The following is an 18,246-nucleotide window of genomic DNA, read 5'->3' on the forward strand; positions in this document are numbered from 1 at the left end:
CGCCCGAGCTGATCAGGCGTGTGCGGCGACGACGTGCGGGTTCGCCGCAACGGTGCCGGGGCAGGGTGCGGGGCAGGGCGGGGCGGCGGAGAGCGTGTCCAACGCACCGTGGTGGCGGTGGCTGCTGAGCACGGCGCCGAGTTCGAGGACGAGCACGATCACGCCGTAGCCGAATGCGGTGGTGGACAGGTCGAATCGGCTCAGGCACAGTCCGGCGAGCACGGCGGGCAGGCTGAACGCGAGATAGGCGGCGACATAGGTCGCGGTGATGACCTCCGCGCGGCGGTCGGCCTCGGTTAATCCGGTCAGCATCCGCAGAATGCCGGTGAATGTCGGTCCGCAGCCGATTCCGGCGATGCTGCTGCCGACCAGGAAGAGTGCCACTTCCCGAGTCGCGACGCCGGTCAGGGCGATTGCGACGCCGCTGACCAGGAAGGCCGGGCCGCTGCGTAGCAACCGGTCGATGGTCCACTCACGGGTCAGGACGGCCGCGGTCAGCGACGCGCCCTGCAACGCGAGGATCACCAGTCCACCGGCCAGCGGGCTGGCCAGATGGAATTGCGCGCGCATGAGCGCCCCGCCGAGCGACAGATACAGCCCGCCCAGCGCCCACGTGGCGACGACCGATGGCAGCAGCGTCCGAAAGACCGACCGAACTGATTGTGGCACAGACACTTTCGGAATCAGTGAGTCCAGCGCGCGGCCGTCGGGGGTGACCGTCTCGGGCATCATCGTGACGCCCACGATCAAGGCCGCGTACGCGGCGGCCAGCAGCCAGAACACCAGATGGGTCGGCGCCGGGGCGAAGGCCACCAGCAGTCCGCACGACATCGCGCCGGCGGCCGAGCCCGCCCCTGCGGCGATGCTGGACATCAGCACGCCCAGCCGCGACCCCGGTGGCTGCAGGTCGATCAGTGCCGCGCTGATCGCCCCGGTGGACAACCCGGCCGCGATGCCCTGAATCCCTCGGGCGGCGAAAAGCCATGTCACCGAGCGCGCTTCGGCGAAGATCAGCGTCCCCGCCAGCGCCGTCACCGCGGCCGTGAACAGCACCGGCCGCCGCCCGATATGGTCCGACAGCGACCCGGCGGTCAGCAAAGTGGCCAGCAGCGCAAGGACATTGGTCGCGTACACGCCCGTGGAAACCAGCGCGGAGTAGTGCCACTGCTGCTGATAGATCGGATACAGCGGCGACGGCGCCGAGGACGCGAACAGCATCAGTGCCAGCGCGGTCACCAGGAGCCAGAACGCGGCCAGGCGCGGCAGCCGCGCGTGACGGCCGGCTCGCCCAGGGGCGGATCGGAGCGAATTGTTCACCATGCGCGCAAGCGTGGGCGCGCCCGCTGATACCGGACTGTCGCCGCGTACCAGCGCGGTGTCCGCCGTGCGGGCGAATGTGGTCGGCATGACGAATACCGACAATCTCAGCCGGTCCGAACTGTCCGTGCTTGCCAACCGGGATGCGCTGGAGATCGCTCCGGGACGGCTCTACCTCGGCGGTCAGTGGCGTGATTCGGACTCCGACGCGCGCTGGCAGCACCTGAGCCCTGCGACCAACGAAGAGGTCACCACCATCGCCGACGCCTCGGCCACCGATGTCGATCGGGCAGTCGGCGCGGCGCGGCGCGCCTTCGACGAGGGGCCGTGGCCGCGGCTGCGAGCCAAGGAGCGCAAGGCGCTCCTGGAACCACTGATTGCATTGCTGCGCGAGGCCGCACCGCGGTTGAGCCGGATCCAGACGCTCGAGAACGGCATGCCGATCTCCTTCACCTCCCAGTACCGGCTATCGGCCGCGGTCGCCGCGGACGTGTTCGACCACCACCTCGGCTGGATCGACAAACTCGGCGGGGAGACCTATCCGCAGTACACCGAGCGGAGTGATCTGCAGTACCTGAGCTTCCGGGAACCGGTCGGCGTGGTGGCGGCCATCGTGCCCTGGAACGCGCCGGTGCTGCAGCTGGCCAACAAGGTCGCGCCCGCCCTGGCGGCCGGGTGCACGGTCGTGCTCAAACCCTCCGAGTACGCGAGCCTGAGCAGCCTGGCGATCGCCGAACTGATCGATCGACTGGATTTGCCCCCGGGCGTTTTCAATCTCGTCACCGGTGTCGGCGCCACCTCCGGCGAGGCGCTGATCACCCATCCCGGCGTCGACAAGGTCAGTTTCACCGGCAGCCGCGGGGTCGGCGGGCGCATTCTCGAGGCCAGCGGCCGCGATATCAAACGCGTCACCCTCGAACTGGGCGGCAAGAGCCCGAGCCTGGTCTTCCCCGACGCGGACGTCCGCGAGGCCGGGAAGGCGGTGATGCGCATGATCGCGCTGGGCATGTCCGGACAGCAGTGCACCGCCCAGACCCGGGCCCTGGTGCACGTGGACTGCTATGACGAATTCCTCGACGGCGCAAGGGAGATCGCCGCCTCGGTGCGCTACGGCGACCCGTTCGACCCGGACACCAACGCCTCACCGCTGATCAACAAGCAGCAACTGGTGAAGGTGCTGGATTACGTCGAGTCCGGCACCGCCGAGGGCGCGCATTTGCTGCTCGGCGGGGACCGGCCGGGCGATGCGCTCAGCGCCGGCAACTATCTGAACCCGACCATCTTCACTCAGGTCGACAATCGCAGCCGGCTGGCGCAGGAGGAGATCTTCGGTCCGGTGCTGGCCGTCATCCCGTTCTCCGACGAGGACGAGGCGGTTCGGATCGCCAACGACACCGAATACGGTCTGGCCGCGGGCATTTACACCACCGACATCGCGCGTGCCTTCCGGCTGGCCCGCCGCATCCGCGCCGGCGCGATCGGCGTCAACGGCTACACCTTCATGCCCAATGCGCCGATCGGGGGCTACAAGACCTCAGGGCTGGGCCGGGAGGGCGGTCGCACCGCGCTGGAGGCATACACCGAGCAGAAGACCGTCATGATCGAGACCGGGGCTTGATCACCCCGACCTGGTTGGCGGCGCGGTGGGAACTGCGCCGCCGACCAGGTCGTCGAACTGGAAGGTGCGTGAACGGGTTCCGCTGTGATCGTCGGCGGCCACCCGATGGTGGGAATCCGTTCGAACAGTGACCGCGGATTCCAGCGATCATGGGCGGGAGGGAGCGCGGAGGTGTCATGTGGTGCAGGTGAGGGTTCTCGGCCCGGTCTCGGTGCTCGCGGCCGACGGCCGCGAACTCGCGATCAGCGGGCCGCGGTTGCGAACCTTGCTGGCGCTGCTCGCCCTTCGCGCCGGGGCGGTGGTTCCGACCGGACCGCTGATCGACGGGATCTGGGACGCCGATCCACCGGCGAACGTGGAGAACGCGGTTCAGGCCCTGGTGAGCCGATTGCGCGTGGCAGTCGGCGTGGATCGCGTGGTGAAGGTCGGAGCGGGGTATCTCTTGGCGGTCGAACCGGAGGCGGTCGACGTGTGCCGGTTCGAGCGGCTGGTCGAACAGGCTCGGCGGCTGAGCGCGGCCGGGCGGCGCGAGCCCGCCACCCGCGCGCTGGATCGGGCGCTGGCGCATTGGCGTTCGGACGCGCTCGTCGGAGTGGTCGACTCGGCCGCCATGCGCTCGACGGTCACTGCCCTGACCGAACAGCGGCTGGCGGCGATCGAGCTGCGCGCCGATCTCCTCTCGGCGCTCGGGCGGGCCGACGAGGCGCTGCCGGATCTGGCGCAGTACTGCGTGGCGCATCCCTTCCGGGAGACGCTGGCGGCTCGGCGCATCACCGCTCTCGTGGCTTCGGGACGCGAGTCGGAGGCCTTCGATGTCTACCGGCACACGGCCGAACTGATGCGTCGGGAACTCGGAGTCGCTCCGGGCCCGGCTTTGCGCGCGGCACTGGCCTCGATCGACGCGGCCGCCGATGCCGAGCTTCCGGCCGCTCCGGCGACCTCCGAGCCGAGCCGCTTACCGCGGGATTCGACAGGGACGCACTGTGATTCGGCGTGGTCGGGGCCCGAACCCGCGATCGAGCCGGCGGCGCCGGCAGCGCCCCGCGGAGGCGAGCAAGGGGTGCCGCGGCGGGAGACCAGTCTCGTCGATCGGGAGCGCGATCTCGACCGGCTGACCCGGCTGCTCCGCTGCTCCGCCTTGGTGACGCTGACCGGGACCGGCGGCGTCGGCAAGACCCGACTGGCGACGGAACTCGCAGTGACGCAGCCGGATTGGCCCGACGGCTGCGTCTTCGCCGAGCTCGCGGCTATCGCGCCGCGGCGCGCGGGCGACGCGTCCACGCGGTCCGCGGTTCCGGCGGCCGTACTGTCGGCGCTGGGTCTCGTCGGAGCCGGCGACGGCGGCGACTGGTGCGCGGCACTGCACCGGGCCATCGGAACCGGCCGGATGCTGGTGGTCTTGGACAACTGCGAGCACGTGATAGACGATGCCGCCGAGTTCGCGGCGTTCCTGCTGCGCCATTTCCCCGCGCTGACCGTACTGGCCACCAGTCGCGAGCCGCTCGGGATCGAGGGGGAAAAGCTCTATCCGGTAGGAACTTTGGCGACACCGGAGCCCGGCGCGTCGGTGGCGGTCGCCGCCGAATCGGCCGCCGTCCGGCTGTTCGTGGACCGCGCTCGCGCGGTACGACCGGATTTCCGGCTGACCGACGCCGAATGCGCCGATGTCGTCGCCGTCGTGCGCTGCCTCTCCGGGCTGCCGTTAGCGATCGAGCTCGCCGCGGCCCGCCTGAACGCGCTGCCGGTCCGTCACCTGGCCGAGCGGCTGCCCCACCGGTTCCGCGTCCTGGACTCGCGCAGCCGGAATATGTCACCCCGGCATCGCACACTGCGCGCCGTGGTGTCCTGGAGCTGGAACCTGCTCGGCGACTCGGAAGTCGAATTGGCCCGCAGGCTGGCCGTTTTCGCCGACGGCGCCGGACTCGACGCCATCGACGCGGTATGCGACGGCACCGTACAGGCACTCACGGCACTGGTGGCCAAATCCTTGGTCGAGTTCGACGGCGCGCGATACCGCATGGTGGAAACGATCCGCGCCTACGCCGCGGCGGAATTGGAGGCGGCCGGCGAGAGCCGACGACTGGCGGCCGCACACGCGGACTATTTCCTCGCGCTCGTGCGGGACGCGGTGCCACGGCTGCTCGACGATCGACAGACAGCCGACCTCCTCACCGTCGAATACACCAACTGCCTGGCCGCCTTGGAGTGGGCGGTAGACGCCGGGGACGGAGAGCGGGCACTCGGACTGTACAGCGGACTGATCTGGCACTGGCTGCTGTGCGGGCACCGCGGCGAAGTCCTGGACTGGCGTCCCCGGGTGCTGTCGCTGCTCGACGTGGGTCCGCCGACCAGCTGACCGGTGGGCGCCAGGGCCGGGTTACAGCGGCCACTGCATGTGCTTGACCTCGAAGAATTCTCGGAATCCCTCTTCGCCGCCCTCTCGGCCGATACCGCTGAATCCCGGCCCGCCCCACGGTGCGTCCGCTCGCATTCCGGCTCCGCCGTTGATGGTGACGGTGCCCGAGCGGACCCGGCGGCCGAAGGCGATGGCTTCGGCCGTTGGTCCCCAAACATTGGCATTGAGCGCGTATTTGACATCGTTGGCCATGCGGACCGCCTCATCGAGGCCCGTGTACGGCATCACCACGCCGACCGGTGCGAAGAGTTCCTCCTGGGCGATCTCCGCCTCGTTGGGCACACCGGTCACCAGGGTCGGCTCGAGGAAGAAGCCCTCGTCGAGGCCGGCCGGACGGCCACCGCCGACGGGGATCTGCGCTCCGGCCGCGCGGGCGCGGGCGAGAAATCCCTCCACGTCGACGCGATGCTCGGCGGTGATCAGCGGTCCCAGGACTGTGTCGGGGGACATCGGGTCGCCGACGGTCAGGCTCCGCAGGAACTCGACCGACCGCTCGACGTATTCGTCGAAATCGGCCTGCGGCACCAGGGTTCGGGTGGTGGCGCCGCAGGCCTGCCCGCTGTTACGGGTGAATCGCAGCGCCGAGGCCGGCACCGCCCGGCTCAGATCGGTGCCGGGCAGCACGATATTGGGCGACTTGCCGCCGAGTTCGAGCACCACCTTCTTCAGGGTCGGTGCGGCCAGCGTCAGGATGATGCTGCCGACCGAGGGCGAACCGGTGAAACTCACCATGTCGACCTCCGGCGCCTGCACCACCAATCTGGTGACCTCGGGCGGGCCGAAGACCAGATTCACCGCGCCGCGGGGGAATCCGGCCTCCTCGACCAGCCGTACGAACGCCGAGGTCAACAGGATCGCCTTCGGCGAGGTGACCAGGACCGTCGAGCACCCGGCAGCCAGGGCGCCGCCGAGCTTCAGGGCGGACATCGTGATCGGCGCGTTGTAGGCGACGATGGCGGCGACGACACCGGCCGGTTCGCGCAGCAGCATGCTGCTGTTGCTGATCGGATCGTGGTCCAGCGGCAGCGGCTGCTCGTAGCCGTCCCGGGGTCCGTTCGCCGCGGCGGTGGCGAACCAGCGGAAATACTTCACGGGCAGATCCACATGCTGGGTGGGCCCGCTGCCGATCGGGGTGCCGAGTTCGACAGCCGCCAGCTCGACCAGCTCGTCCCGATGCTCTTCGAGCAGGACCGCCAAACGGTTCAGCAGGGCACCCCGGTCGGCGGGAGCGAGCCGGCTCCACTCGCCCTCGTCGAAGGCGTGCCGGGCCGCGGTGAGGGCGGCGGCGACCTGGGCGGGTGCCGAGGCCGGGGTGAGCGCCAGCTGTCGGCCGGTCGACGGATTGATCGACGCTATCGACTCACCGTCGCCGGTGATCCAGCGCCCATCGACATAGTTTTCGGCCTGACTGATCACGGTGGTCATCGGATTCCTTATGGTGTCGCAGTGCTTATCGTGACTACTGAAGAGTGGTCGCCGCCGCTGATACCGCGCTGTCGGCAGCTGACAGCACCTGCCGCGCCCGGCAACCATTTCGCCGACGGACCGACATATCGAACGACTGAACCGTCACGGATTAGAGACCGCTTCCTTCTCGAGGAAGATGGTTCCCATCATGTCGAAGCGTTACCCCGAGAAGGCCGTGCGCCTGGCTCTCGAACGTCTCGATGAGTACGGATCGCCTACGCGGCAGCGCGCGCGATCGGCCCGATGGGTCGATGTGCATCACGAGACACTGCGGTTGTGGCGCGAGTACATCGCAGGTTCTGGAGACAAGGCGATTGCCACATCTCTGAACCTGGATAACATCCCGTGTCCTTCGGCGCGCCGACCGGACCAGAATCGGCATCGTGCGGGTGACGGGTGTCAGGGGCCGACGGTTACCGCGATCCTACGGAATCCCCACTACACCGGATATGCAGTGTTCGCACTCGCACGACGACCTTGCCCCGTGAATATCAGCTGCGGGGCCGTGTTCGTTGCGCCAGCTGCTCGCGGAAGATGCAGGCCGCTGTCATACGTGAGGTGGTGTACTACCGGTGTCTCGCTCGTACGTTGACCCCAGGTAGTCCAGCGCTGAGCGATCATCCGAAGACGGTGAACCTGCGCGAGTCTGTGATCATCGGCCCGGTCAACCGGTGGCTGGGCCAGTTGTTCGATGGCGACCATCGGGAACGCACGATCGACACGCTGGTCGAGGCACACAATGCGGACGCCAACGGCGGTGTGCGGGAGGCACTTCGCCGGCGGATCTCGGAGGCGGTCGGGACGCTCGAACGCCACCGTGGCGCGATCGAAGCTGGTGTCGATCCGCAGATCCTGGTGGAACCGATGAACTCGGCACACGCCGAGAAGGCTATTGCCCAGCGCGAGTTGGACAACTTGCCTCAGGTGGTGCCGCTCAACCCGAGCAAGCTGCACGACCTGATCGACTCGCTGGGGGACATCGCGTCAGTGCTGGATGCGGGGAGCCCCTCGGACCGCGCTCGAATTTATGATGCGCTCGATCTGCAGATTCGCTACTCACACACAGGGTTGGCGGCCGATGTGGCCGCCAATCCGCGTGTGGTCAGCACTGGTGTCCGGAGGGGGACACATCCGCTAAACACGCGGATCGACCTGCGGAAATGATGGCCACCAGCCTGCAGGCCCCGCCGCTGGGCGGTCACGGGTCCAGATCCTCCACCACGATGATCACGGAGGCGAGATTTTCGTGAACCAACGGTGTGCTGGCGCGCACCGAGCATGCCCCCTCCTGGTGCTCTCGGCCTTGCTCGGGCCCGGTGTTGTTCGCAGTCCGGGCTCGACCGTTGTTCTCGGGCACGGCGCGTTCGCCGATGCCGCCAGCTGGGCACTGGCGGCCGCGCGGAGTCGGCACCGAAGTATGCGGGCTCAGCACATCGTGCGGCTGCCCCGTGGCGCCGGTACCGACCAGGGTCGAGAAGACCGGCATCATGAACGAGGGACGGGGCAGCAGATGACGTCCACGCACATTGTCGAATCCGATTCCACCACCGTCCGTTCCGGATATCTGGATCCGTCGGCGCCCGCAGCCGCGGTGGTGCGGTCGGGGGACACCGTCCGATAGCCGAACACCTGGACGGCCTGCACCCGAGCCCGTCCGGTCATCGCCTGTTCGCCGCCATCGCGGCCGAACTCATCGCGTCCACCACCACCGCCACCATCGTCGCCGCCTGAGCGACACGGCTCACCACACCGTGGTTCGAGAGGAATTTCCGTGACGGACGACAGACGCCTGGCGCGCGACCCGATTGCCATCGTCGGGATGTCGGGCCTGCTGCCCAATGCACGCAACCATCGAGAGTACTGGCAGAACATCGTCGACGGTGTCGACTGCACCGAAGACGTCAGTGCGCGTTCAACCCGCTCTATGCCCAGGGCGTGACCGTCGCGGCGCTGCATGCGGTCGCGCTGCGTGAATGCCTGGCAGGCGGCCTGCCGGACGCGGAGCTGCCCGCGCGTTTCTACGCGGCCGCGGCCGAGGCCGGCGCTACCGCCTGGCAGCTCGCGGCCGCGTCGGATCTGCGTCATCCGCGGGTCGCGGGCCGGCGCGGGCTGCGCACTCGGCTCACCAATGCGTATGTGGCGCAGGTGCATCGCGCCGCCCACCTGGACCCGCTGGTGGCGCGCACCTTCATGCGCGTCGCCCATCTCGTCGAACCCCGCACTGACCCGACCGGTACTGGCGGCCCGGATCATGCTGCGCGGCAATGGCGCCGCACTCGTCATGCCGGCCGATCGTTGAATCCAGGAGGACAATCATGGCCGCCCCAGAGGCGAACGCCGTTGCCGAAGCGCAGGACCCGGCCGTTGTGAACGCTCTGGCCCGGCTCTTCGGGCCCGACGGCCGCTCGGACCCGTAAACCCCGGCGCGCGTGTTGCGCGATGCCGGGCCCATCCATCAGACCCCGCTCGGACATCGCGTGCTCACCCGGTACGAAGACTGCGCCGCAGTGCTGTCCACCACCGCGTGGAGCCACGCCGAAGAAGCCGGGATGATGCACCCGACCGTCAAACCCGAGGACGCCCCCGAGGAACTGCCCATCTCCTTCCTGTGGATGGAGCCGCCGGACCACACCCGCCTGCGCAACCTGGTCACCAAGGGTTTCACGCCGCGCACGGTGGCCCGGCTGCGCCCGCGCATCGAGAAGCTCAGCGCGGAGCTGGTCGACAAGGCCCTGGAGGCAGGCGAATTCGATCTGGTCGAGATGATCGCCTACCCGCTGCCGCTGATCATCGCCTGTGAGCTCATCGGTGTGCCGGAGGAAGCATACGAGCAGGTGCACCACTGGTCGCAGGATCTGGCGCGCGGATTCGACCACGACTACACGCTGCCCGAGGAATCGCTGCGGGCGCGCAGCGCCGTCTCGCGCGGGTTCATGGGCTACTTCCGGCAGCTGCTCAACAAGCGCCGCGTGAACCCGCGCGACGACCTGCTCAGCGCGCTCTCGCAGGTCGAGGACCGCGGTGATGTGCTCACCGAGCAAGAACTGCTCGCCACCTGCATCACCACCTTCGTGGCCGGGCACGAGACCACCGCCAACCTGATCGGCACCGGCATGCTGCGGCTGCTGCGCGCGCCGGACCAGATCCAGGCGATGCGCGACCGCCCCGAACTCACTGCCTGCGCGCCCGACGAACTCCTGCGCCTGGAACCCTCGGTGCAGATCACCACCCGGGCCGCCACCCGCCCGATCACCGTCGCCGGACACGACTTCGAACCCGGCGAGGGCGTGGTGGTCCTCATCAACTGCGCCAACCACGACGAGCGCGTCTTCCCCGAGCCCGATCGCACCGACGTCGCCCGCTACTCCGATCCCATGCACCCCGCCAAGAAGCATCTCGGCTTCAGCCTCGGCATCCACTACTGCTTGGGCGCCCCCCTTGGCTCTGCTGGAAATGGAGATCCTGCTCGACGTGCTGCTCCGCAAAGTCGGTGCCATCGAACTGCTCTCGGAGAGTCCCCCCTTCAAGCCGAACGTGGTCATCCGTGGCCTCGAGTCCCGGCGCGTCGGCTTCCGGCCCGCCTGATCCGAGGTGGAACCCGGTGGGCACCGGGCTGTTCGCTGTGCCCACCGATCCGTTCAGATTCCCAGCGACTCGATCACCATCCGAGCGACTTTCGCGCCGGAGTACTGCTGTTGGCCGGTGATGAGGTTGCCGTCGCGGACGGCGAAGGCGCGGAACAGTCCGCCGGTGACGAAGTTGGCGCCCAGCGCGATGGCCTCGTCCTGGATTCGGAACGGCATCACGGTGCGGCCGAGGGCTTGATCGGAGAAGTCCTCTTCGACGTTGGAGAAGCCGGTCATGGTCTTGCCCTCGACGAGCGGCGTGCCGTTGTCGGCGACCACGTCCAGCAGCGCGCAGGTGCCGTGGCACAGCACCGCAGTCGGCTTCTCGGCGGCGTGGAATGCCGCAATCGTGGCAGCCAGATCCTTGCGGCCCCGGAAGGTGAACATCGGCGACTGGCCTCCGCAGACCACGATGGCGTCGAAGTCGTCGTGGTTCCGATCAGCCAATACAGCGGTATCGTCCAGCAGGGCAGCCAATTCGGGGGTGTTGATGAAGCCCATGGTGATCAGATCGTCTGCCGACCAGCGGCTCTCGTCGCGCGGATCGGACATGGCGTCCATCTCGACACGTCCGCCGTCGGGGCTGGCTATGCTGATATCGTAACGGGCCCTGGTGAATTCGTAATAGGGGTGTGTGAGCTCGGCGGCCCAGAAGCCTACCGGAATGTTCAGCGCCGTCGAGGTCGACGGGTTGGCGACCACCATCAGCACTCGCGGACGCTGGGCACGGGTGACGTCGATGATCTCGTGATGTTCGGTCGGATACGCGATGGCCATTGCCGGTCCTCCGATGGTAGGGAAAGACTTCACCGCAGATGCCATGGACTGGCCCTCGGTGCGGTTCGCGGGACTGTGATCGGACCGCGCGGCCATCGTTCCGGCGCGACGGTCAGGTGGCTGGGCCGCTCTCGTTGCGGGGGTTGAGGTAGCCGAGCTGGATCGATCGCAGATCGCCGCGCATGAAGCCTCCGCTGGTGACAGGCTCGTCAGCGATGATGCGCCGTGCGGTGGTCTCGTCGTCGGCGGTGAAGATCCCCACACCGGTATTGACCGTGCCCAGAGTAGGCCCGGCCGCCAGTAGCACACCGGCGGCGTCCAGTCGCGCCAGCCAGTCCCTGTGCGCGGCGAACGCGGATCTTTCGTCAGCGGTCATGGTTGCGATGAAATTGTCGCGAGGCGGATGCATGAACAAGATCCACTCGGCCATCTGCCGAGTATACGGTCACAGCGATAGTTGCTGGACTATTGCTCGGTGGCTGTCGGTGACCGCGGTCGTGTCCCGAGGCCGACGCTGCTTCGGGCCCAGGGCCGACGAGGCCCTACCTCTGTCACAGGGGTTCACAGGCAGTCGTCTCCGTGTCGGGGAAGGGCGATATCCGCAGTTCAGTCCAGCTGCCAGAATCGGTCAGCGCCCCGCCGGGATTCACCGCGTAGCCAGACGTGGGGCCGCCAAGGTGCGGCTGGCTCGCAGTCCCGATATCCGGCCTTCGCGGCTGACACCGGGAGAACCCTCGAATGCCCCTGCGTCGGCTCTTTCTCGTGGTCACCGTCCGAGGTCTCCCGGCGATCCTGGTCGGCACGGCTCGGTATCGCGGCAGCGTTCTTCACCGCGGGATGCCTTGCGCCTGCCGTGGATCGACCATCGCAGCTACGGGAGCGTCCGATTCGTGGTCTTCCTCGGAGCCGGCCGCGCCGTGAAGGAAGCCCTTGCTCCCCAGGCAACTGCAGCGATCGTCGCGCCCCTCGGTATGAACCGTCACCTCGTCCTCTTCTGACAGCCCGTCCACCGGATGGGCCGACCAGGTGACGTCGAATTGGTCTGAGTATCCGATCCCTCGCTCAGATCCGTTGCAGTGCAGCGATTCCCGGAATGTCCGCGACGGCAAGAACCTCGAAGTGCGCCTGCTCGCGATCGTGCTCGGACTCTTCGGCACCCGCGTCCTGGGATCTCAGCGCCGGATGTCGCAGATTGGGGCGGACGGCTCCGACGCGCCTCCGTGTCAAGGAATTGCGGCCTCGATCCGGGCGAGCTGGGCGGTCACGATCTCCTCGAATGCGGCGTGGCGGTCGGCCCCGAGGGGGCGGATCTCGCGGGCGAAGTGGGCCAGGGTGGGGAAGCGGTCGGGGTCGGCGCCCAGGACCGCGACCCGGAACTGCTCGATGCCCTGTTCGTACTCGCCGGGGGTAAGGGTGTCGATGCCGGCCTCGGAGGCGATCAGCGCGGCGAGCAGGATCACGATCCGGTGGTAGTGGCGCGGAATTTCCGCATCGGGCAGGCCCGAGGCCCGCAAGGCCTGCAGGACCTCCTCCATGACCAGGCGGGAACCGGTGCCGCCGGAGCCATAGCGTCCCCAGAGTGCGGCGAGTTGGGGGTGCCGGCCGAAGGCCCCGCGCAGGCGCTGGGCGGTTGCGGTGATGCGTTGCTTCCAGTCGCCCTCGGGGCGATAGCCGTCCATCGCGGCCACCAGGATCCGGTCGGCGACCGCGCGCAGCAATTCGGTTTTGTTGCGGAAATGCCGGTAGAGGCTCGAGGAGTCGGTCCCGAGCGCCGCGGCAAGCTTGCGCACGCTGAACGACTCGGCGTCGCTCGTACGCAGCAGCTCCGTCGCCGTATCCAGAATTTCCTCGGTCGACCAACGCCTTCGGCCTGCCATCTAGCCCCTCTCGTCCAAGCTCAGCATAGCCTATGCACTTGACGATGCACGCGGTGCGTGCAACACTGTGCGCATTGGCGGGCGGACGAGCCTGGCCGGGAGAGGGAGAGATGGACATGAGCGAGACCACCGCTGTGCAGCGGCCACGGGCGCCGGAGTTCTCAGCGATGAAGCCCGAGGAACTGATCGCCTACCGCGACGCGGAGAATCGCTGGCGAGCGTCCAGCGCCGCATGGCCGCTCATCGGCGCGCCGGACCCCGGGGCCGTGATCGAGTGGCAGGAGTTGGCACTACCGGGCCGCGGCCTTCCGGTCCGGGTGTACCGGCCCGCGTCGACGAGCGACGGCGGAGCCGACACCCGAACTGGCCTGCCACTTGTGATCCACGTGCACGGCGGCGGTTACGTGGGCACAGCAGCGCAATGCGACTGGACCAACAGTCACCTCGCCGTCCACCTGCCCGCGCTCGTCGTCTCGGTCGAGCACCGCCTCGTCGGCCCGGACAGCACGCTCGGGCACGCCGCCGACGACGGGTGGGACGTGCTCGAGCACGTGGTGCGGCACGCCGCGCAATGGGGTGCCGACCCGGCTCGCACGGCGGTCTTCGGCGAGAGCTTCGGCGGGCTGATCAGCGCGCTGACCGCGATCCGAGCCCGGAACGCCGGCCTGCGGCTCGCCGCGCAGGTGCTGGTTAACCCCGCGGTCGAGGTGACCGAGACGATGTACGACTATCCCTCCATCGCCGAGTACGCCTACGACCCGGGCCCCGCCGTGCCGGTACTGCGGCTCCTGCGTGGGTTCGCCGCCCCGCCGGGAACCGACGCCCGCGCACTCTCGCCGCTGTACGCGGACGACCTGAGCGGACTCGCCCGCGCCCTGGTCGTGGTGCCGACCCAGGACGCACTCGCCGATCACGGCCGCCGCTATGCCGAGCGACTGCGGGCGGCCGGAACGTCCGTACAGCTCACCGAATATCCGGGAGCGCGGCACGCGTTCCTCACTCTGCCGGGCATGGAACCGCAGGCCGAGCTCGCCCAGGCGGAGATCCGCGAATTCCTCCGTGCGGCCCTGGCGGCATGACGCAGCAACGATGTATCTGAACACTCTTCCGACACGCTCGATTCGGCAGTACAGGACGTTCAGCTGTCGCCGCCATGAACGATCCGGGATAACGGATCTGTGAATATCGTCCGAAGCCTCGACCGGAGATCTGGCCCTGCGGCTGCGAGACGGACGTCGTCTTCACGCCCTCGCTGCCGGTGACGCATCGCCTGCATACGAGCGCTGATCCAGGCCAACGACACCGATCCGGCGGCGTTCGTCTTTCACACGCTTTTGTGGACCGAGCGGCGCAGCAGCTGTTGGGTGAGAAACCCGAACCAGCGTTCGACCTGGTCGAGCCACGGCGACCCGGTCCGGGGTGAAATGCACACGGAAACGCGGGTGCGCGGCGAGCCACTGCTGGACCGGCGGGGACTTGCGCGTCATTCCGGTCACCCCAACCTGGGCGGCGACATGGGTGTTGAACGCGCCGGGCTCGGCGCAGGCCAGCACAATCCGGCACCGCAACGCGAATGCCTGTGCCGATGTCGCTGCCCGCGCCCCTCGAATCAGCTCCTTACGCTGGGCCTCGGTCACCACCGACTCCGGCCCCGACCTCGGCCGTCCAGTCCTCGCCACCGTCGAATCCTATACTTAGGCAACGGATTTCAGGCGCGGAACACTAGCTCGAGTGTAACCCTGTCGGCGTGGCCGCGGCCCGGCTGGGGTTGGTGCGTGAGCGTTGCTGGCGGCCTTCATGTGGACGTCGTGGCGGTCTGGGCAGCTGGTTGCGGCGGCCCGCCGGATCCCGGCCGTGAGGGTTTCGGTGCGCTGGCCGGACAGGCGATGTTCGGGCGCAGGTGCCGAAATACCCGACGGACACATGTTGGCGTGAGTTGTTGCGCGGCAAGGGGGTTTCTCCCATTGTCGTCGTTGGTCGGCGGCAAGGCTGCGAGCGCGGCGCAGCTGGGTGTAGGCGGCGAACAGCATTCAGGTCCATCGGTCCGCGCTGTCGGGGTCGCGGAGTTTGGGGGGCGGTCCAGCCTAGGGTTTGCTTGAGCATGCGGAAGGTGCGCTCCATGTCGAAGCGGCGCAGGAACGCTTGCCAGAGCAGATCGACAGTGTCGGTGTCGAGGCCGATGCCCGAATGCCAGAGCCAGACGGGTTTCGGTATCGCGCCACTGGGCAGCCGTGCGACGTCGAGGCGGATCACAGTGCCTTCGATGACGGGGAGTTTTCCGGCGGCGGCGACCCAGGACGAGCGGTGGGTCAGCCGGGGAGGTAGCCGGTCCCACGAGCGGGCATGCGCGGGTCCGTGAAGCCTGGTCTCGGTGAGTGTTTCGGTCGCTGGTTCACCCCAGGTCGCGGGGTCGCCGAACACGAACTCGCCACCGTGGCGGGGCGGGCGTCCCTTGGTGCCGGGCAGCCAGGGCGGCCGGACGTCGCAGGACACGGTCCGAGCGCATCCGGGCCAGCACTCGCACCGGCAGATCCGACAGCAGGAACGCCAGCCGCGGCCCGTCGTAGCCGGCATCGGCGATGACCCAGATGTCGGGATCACCGGGACGCTACTGACCGGCGGTGGTCAGATTGCCGATCACCGACCGCAACGGGCTGCGGTGACCTCGGCGGCGTCGTCACCCGGTACAAGCCGGACCGCATCCAGTAGTGCGGTCCAGGAGCTGCGGCCGGTCTCGAGCGCGACCACCACCGAGAACGGCCAGCCCGGGATCATCTGGTGAGTGTTCTTGGCCCGGCCGTAAATGTGACACAGGATCCGCTGTGGGCAGGTGTGCGCTTCGGGCCGCAGCCGGCAGGTGATGTCCACCGCCAGCACCAGTCGCCCGTCCGCGGCCCGCGGCAGCGGCACCGCTGCCAGTGCCCGCCGCAGACCGGGGACCAGCCCCGAGGTTAAAACTCAAGCTAGCTGACCCTACCCGCCGAGGGCTGAACGGCCTGGAGGCGGATGCGGTGCCGCTCCCCCCACTTCTCCAGCGGGCGTAGTGCGATATTCAGCTCCTCACCGCGTACGTTCTCGAAGGCATACGGGCTCGCGGCGCTACGGATCGGGTACGGCGTCGCGGGAGCGGACCTGGCGGCGCGGATCGGGCGCTGGCAGCTGCCGAACACGACACCTCGATGGAGGTGGGGGCATGCGACTGGGCGGCCGGCACAGGGGAGTGGCGGGTAGGCAGCCGGTGTGGATGAGTTCCGGTTCGTTCGCAGGCTCTCGCCGATCGGGGAGGACATGGTCGGCAATTTTTGTAGAAATGTGGATATGCGCATCCAAGAATGTAAGCCGTTGATGCCGCGTCGAACAACCTCTGCGGACCTCCGGGCTGCTCTTTCAAAAGCGGCTGTGAGGGGAGCGGTGTTGCGCGCGGTGTGGTTGGTCGGCCGGCGCTGAGCCGGTTCCTGGTGGTGTCGCCCCCCAGGGGCTCGGTCTCCCGGCGCTACTCCCGCTGGTTGGGGCAGGCTGTGGGCGCGAGGCTGGCGGAGGCTTGCCTTGCGGCGCTCTGACCGGGCTCGGCCGAGTGTGGGTACCTCAGCCGTTGCCGGTCGCCGAACCCGCTCCGGCGTCCGAAGATTCACTCGGAAGCGACGATAGCCGTTGCTTCGCAGCGGCTATCGTATTGTTCTGCGTCCGGGGCGATCAAGATCAGGCATTGTCGTTCTCCTCTTGCCCGCGTAGCCAGGAGTCCCATGCCTCGTAGTCGGGATGATCTCGATCGATCGTGACGAGAGCATCGCCGATTATCCCGTTGGTTTCGGCGCGCATCGGCACCGTCAGAGTTCCGTCGGAGTTGCGTGTTGCTGTCATATCAATCGTTCCTTTCTAGAGCTGATCTGACTCGAGGCGGTGTTGTATGTCCGAGAAATAGCGTTCGAGCAGAGACCCCGAAGCCAGTTTATTCTTGCTTATTCCGAGGCCATCGGCGATAGCATAAGCTCGGTAATTGGGTGGCATATTGCGGTTGTATACCCAGCAGTCGAACCCCTCGGCGAAGGTTTCTGACCGTCCGGCGTCACCTGGCTGGGCAAAATAAGGATTCAATCCGTCCATCCGGTCGTACAGCTGTCGGAACTCTGCCGACTCGGACGCCGTGCCGAGGGCTGCGTCGAAGGCATGACCGGTCTCATGCAATGCCAGCGAGAGAGTATCGTGCTCGCCCTTGCTGCCGAGGGCCACCTGGTGCGTTGTCGTACGGTACAGTCCTGGTACGTTGTCCCAGGTCTGTCCGGGGGGCCAGCCGCGAGGTGTTACTCCGCGAAGGTCGGTCATGATTTGGGTCACTGTGCCGTCGATAATATCTATGCCGCCTTCGGGATGGCTGGCGAAGTGCTCGAGGAGTTTGTTATGGAAGCTGTCGGGTATGCGTTCCAAGTCACGTAGGTGCTGTCTCGTGCGGCGCCGATTTCCGGTAACTCTGAGCCGGTCGCCGTATATGGCGGACAGGGGTGTGCTACTCCTTTTTCTTGGGCCGTAAAGCGGATTGAAGCCTGAAACGCGCGCGGCTTTGCCGGCATAAACCTGCCCCGCACCCTTCTGATCGGCGTTTTTCGCCATCTGTGCGGCTGCCTTTGCCCCATCGCTGATCTCACGCATGACCCCCGCATCGTGTTCGGCTGCCTCGCCCGCCCGAAGGATCGCCGGGACTATCCGCTCCTGAAACAGGCTGCCAATCGCCCTGCTGATCCGCACCCCGGCTCCTGCCCATCATGACGGTGGTCACCACAGACTGTAGATCGTTGTCACGCGGGCCACGGCCATCCCCTCGCAGGTGCGCATGCGCAGCAGGCCGGCTTGACGCTGACCGTCGAGGGCCGCCGCCGGCTCGTCCAGTGCTGCCAGACCCGCCCAATCGCTCCGGTCGCCGCGGAGATGGGGATCTCACGCCAGTGCGCGTCGAAATGGGTGAATTAGCAGTGGCGCTGGATAGACCGGACTCCAAGCTGCGGTCGATGCGGGGGTCCTGGCGGCGTCATGTGTAGATCGTCCGATCGCTGATCCTGAGATCACGCGCGACGTCAGCGACCGCCGGCCTCGACGAGATCCAGGACCATGCGCCGAAACTCCGTCGGATACTCACGCCGTCCCCTGCCGCTC

General features: G+C 67.8%; 16 protein-coding genes and 3 pseudogenes. 8 read left to right on the forward strand and 11 right to left on the reverse strand.

Going from position 1 to position 18,246, the window contains the following annotated elements; translation table 11 throughout:
- Positions 1-12 precede the first annotated feature (12 nt).
- The gene (locus EBN03_RS08440; RefSeq protein WP_122187410.1) at positions 13-1,407 is read right to left on the reverse strand and encodes an MFS transporter; all 1,395 of its coding nucleotides are present in this window, start codon (positions 1,405-1,407) and stop codon (positions 13-15) included.
- Here EBN03_RS08440 and EBN03_RS08445 point away from each other — a divergent pair.
- A complete protein-coding gene (locus tag EBN03_RS08445) occupies positions 1,406-2,935 on the forward strand; it encodes an aldehyde dehydrogenase family protein (protein WP_122187411.1) in 1,530 nt (509 codons plus the stop codon). The two genes, EBN03_RS08440 and EBN03_RS08445, sit on opposite strands and share 2 nt — an antisense overlap.
- A 127-nt stretch (positions 2,936-3,062) precedes the next feature.
- Complete coding sequence (locus EBN03_RS08450; RefSeq protein WP_122187412.1) at positions 3,063-5,291, forward strand: AfsR/SARP family transcriptional regulator; 2,229 nt, start codon at positions 3,063-3,065, stop codon at positions 5,289-5,291.
- Between the two features lie 21 nt (positions 5,292-5,312).
- Here EBN03_RS08450 and EBN03_RS08455 read toward each other — a convergent pair whose 3' ends face one another.
- Complete coding sequence (locus tag EBN03_RS08455) at positions 5,313-6,776, reverse strand: aldehyde dehydrogenase family protein (RefSeq protein WP_122187413.1); 1,464 nt, start codon at positions 6,774-6,776, stop codon at positions 5,313-5,315.
- Positions 6,777-6,966: 190 nt separating this feature from the next.
- Between EBN03_RS08455 and EBN03_RS35790 the strand changes: the two genes are divergently transcribed.
- A complete protein-coding gene (locus tag EBN03_RS35790; RefSeq protein WP_158675562.1) occupies positions 6,967-7,410 on the forward strand; it encodes a recombinase family protein in 444 nt (147 codons plus the stop codon).
- A 38-nt stretch (positions 7,411-7,448) separates the two neighbouring features.
- Positions 7,449-7,982, forward strand: coding sequence for a hypothetical protein (locus EBN03_RS08465; protein ID WP_122187415.1), 534 nt, complete (start codon positions 7,449-7,451; stop codon positions 7,980-7,982).
- A 321-nt stretch (positions 7,983-8,303) separates the two neighbouring features.
- Here the strand turns inward: EBN03_RS08465 and EBN03_RS35970 are convergent, their stop codons facing one another.
- The gene (locus EBN03_RS35970; protein WP_233608259.1) at positions 8,304-9,101 is read right to left on the reverse strand and encodes a hypothetical protein; all 798 of its coding nucleotides are present in this window, start codon (positions 9,099-9,101) and stop codon (positions 8,304-8,306) included.
- Positions 9,102-9,430: 329 nt separating this feature from the next.
- Between EBN03_RS35970 and EBN03_RS34940 the strand changes: the two are divergent.
- Together EBN03_RS34940 and EBN03_RS34945 are read left to right on the forward strand one after the other, a co-directional pair.
- Positions 9,431-10,201: pseudogene (locus EBN03_RS34940) on the forward strand (cytochrome P450); the annotation flags it as partial.
- Between the two features lie 55 nt (positions 10,202-10,256).
- The gene (locus EBN03_RS34945; RefSeq protein ID WP_233608260.1) at positions 10,257-10,403 is read left to right on the forward strand and encodes a hypothetical protein; all 147 of its coding nucleotides are present in this window, start codon (positions 10,257-10,259) and stop codon (positions 10,401-10,403) included.
- A gap of 53 nt (positions 10,404-10,456) precedes the next feature.
- Here EBN03_RS34945 and EBN03_RS08495 read toward each other — a convergent pair whose 3' ends face one another.
- The 3 genes from EBN03_RS08495 to EBN03_RS08510 all read right to left on the reverse strand — a co-directional run bounded on the left by EBN03_RS08495 (position 10,457) and on the right by EBN03_RS08510 (position 13,098).
- Complete coding sequence (locus EBN03_RS08495; RefSeq protein WP_122187419.1) at positions 10,457-11,221, reverse strand: type 1 glutamine amidotransferase domain-containing protein; 765 nt, start codon at positions 11,219-11,221, stop codon at positions 10,457-10,459.
- Between the two features lie 112 nt (positions 11,222-11,333).
- Positions 11,334-11,651 carry a YciI family protein gene (locus tag EBN03_RS08500; protein ID WP_122187420.1) on the reverse strand — a complete coding sequence of 106 codons (318 nt, stop codon included), beginning with the start codon at positions 11,649-11,651 and terminating at the stop codon, positions 11,334-11,336.
- 793 nt (positions 11,652-12,444) lie between these two features.
- Positions 12,445-13,098 carry a TetR/AcrR family transcriptional regulator gene (locus EBN03_RS08510; RefSeq protein WP_122187422.1) on the reverse strand — a complete coding sequence of 218 codons (654 nt, stop codon included), beginning with the start codon at positions 13,096-13,098 and terminating at the stop codon, positions 12,445-12,447.
- Between the two features lie 116 nt (positions 13,099-13,214).
- Here EBN03_RS08510 and EBN03_RS08515 point away from each other — a divergent pair, with 116 nt between their 5' ends.
- On the forward strand, positions 13,215-14,177 hold the full coding sequence (locus EBN03_RS08515) for an alpha/beta hydrolase (RefSeq protein ID WP_122187840.1): 963 nt from the start codon (positions 13,215-13,217) through the stop codon (positions 14,175-14,177).
- Positions 14,178-14,339: 162 nt separating this feature from the next.
- Here the strand turns inward: EBN03_RS08515 and EBN03_RS34505 are convergent, their stop codons facing one another.
- The 5 genes and pseudogenes from EBN03_RS34505 to EBN03_RS33640 form a co-directional block, all read right to left on the reverse strand.
- Complete coding sequence (locus EBN03_RS34505; RefSeq protein ID WP_199742677.1) at positions 14,340-14,735, reverse strand: hypothetical protein; 396 nt, start codon at positions 14,733-14,735, stop codon at positions 14,340-14,342.
- 755 nt (positions 14,736-15,490) lie between these two features.
- Positions 15,491-15,691, reverse strand: a pseudogene (locus EBN03_RS35670) (transposase); the annotation flags it as partial.
- A gap of 44 nt (positions 15,692-15,735) precedes the next feature.
- On the reverse strand, positions 15,736-16,041 hold the full coding sequence (locus EBN03_RS35500; protein ID WP_122187424.1) for a transposase: 306 nt from the start codon (positions 16,039-16,041) through the stop codon (positions 15,736-15,738).
- 756 nt (positions 16,042-16,797) lie between these two features.
- Positions 16,798-16,959 carry a hypothetical protein gene (locus EBN03_RS34055; RefSeq protein ID WP_158675564.1) on the reverse strand — a complete coding sequence of 54 codons (162 nt, stop codon included), beginning with the start codon at positions 16,957-16,959 and terminating at the stop codon, positions 16,798-16,800.
- A 15-nt stretch (positions 16,960-16,974) separates the two neighbouring features.
- Positions 16,975-17,841: an anthrax toxin lethal factor-related metalloendopeptidase gene (locus EBN03_RS33640; RefSeq protein WP_147471496.1), complete on the reverse strand. Its 867-nt coding sequence runs from the start codon at positions 17,839-17,841 to the stop codon at positions 16,975-16,977.
- A 102-nt stretch (positions 17,842-17,943) separates the two neighbouring features.
- Here EBN03_RS33640 and EBN03_RS08550 point away from each other — a divergent pair.
- Positions 17,944-18,060 (forward strand): annotated as a pseudogene (locus EBN03_RS08550) (helix-turn-helix domain-containing protein); the annotation flags it as partial.
- Positions 18,061-18,246 lie beyond the last annotated feature (186 nt).

Source organism: Nocardia stercoris (assembly GCF_003696265.1).
Lineage (GTDB): Bacteria > Actinomycetota > Actinomycetes > Mycobacteriales > Mycobacteriaceae > Nocardia > Nocardia stercoris.

Excerpts from the sequence above, each read along its gene's own strand:
- EBN03_RS35970 (WP_233608259.1), bottom strand. The coding sequence starts at position 9,101 with ATGACGAGTGCGGCGCCATTGCCGCGCAGCATGATCCGGGCCGCCAGT.
- EBN03_RS08510 (WP_122187422.1), bottom strand. The coding sequence starts at position 13,098 with ATGGCAGGCCGAAGGCGTTGGTCGACCGAGGAAATTCTGGATACGGCG.
- EBN03_RS08445 (WP_122187411.1), top strand. The coding sequence starts at position 1,406 with ATGACGAATACCGACAATCTCAGCCGGTCCGAACTGTCCGTGCTTGCC.
- EBN03_RS08500 (WP_122187420.1), bottom strand. The coding sequence starts at position 11,651 with ATGGCCGAGTGGATCTTGTTCATGCATCCGCCTCGCGACAATTTCATC.
- EBN03_RS08495 (WP_122187419.1), bottom strand. The coding sequence starts at position 11,221 with ATGGCCATCGCGTATCCGACCGAACATCACGAGATCATCGACGTCACC.
- EBN03_RS08515 (WP_122187840.1), top strand. The coding sequence starts at position 13,215 with ATGAGCGAGACCACCGCTGTGCAGCGGCCACGGGCGCCGGAGTTCTCA.
- EBN03_RS08455 (WP_122187413.1), bottom strand. The coding sequence starts at position 6,776 with ATGACCACCGTGATCAGTCAGGCCGAAAACTATGTCGATGGGCGCTGG.
- EBN03_RS08440 (WP_122187410.1), bottom strand. The coding sequence starts at position 1,407 with ATGCCGACCACATTCGCCCGCACGGCGGACACCGCGCTGGTACGCGGC.
- EBN03_RS34055 (WP_158675564.1), bottom strand. The coding sequence starts at position 16,959 with ATGACAGCAACACGCAACTCCGACGGAACTCTGACGGTGCCGATGCGC.
- EBN03_RS35790 (WP_158675562.1), top strand. The coding sequence starts at position 6,967 with ATGTCGAAGCGTTACCCCGAGAAGGCCGTGCGCCTGGCTCTCGAACGT.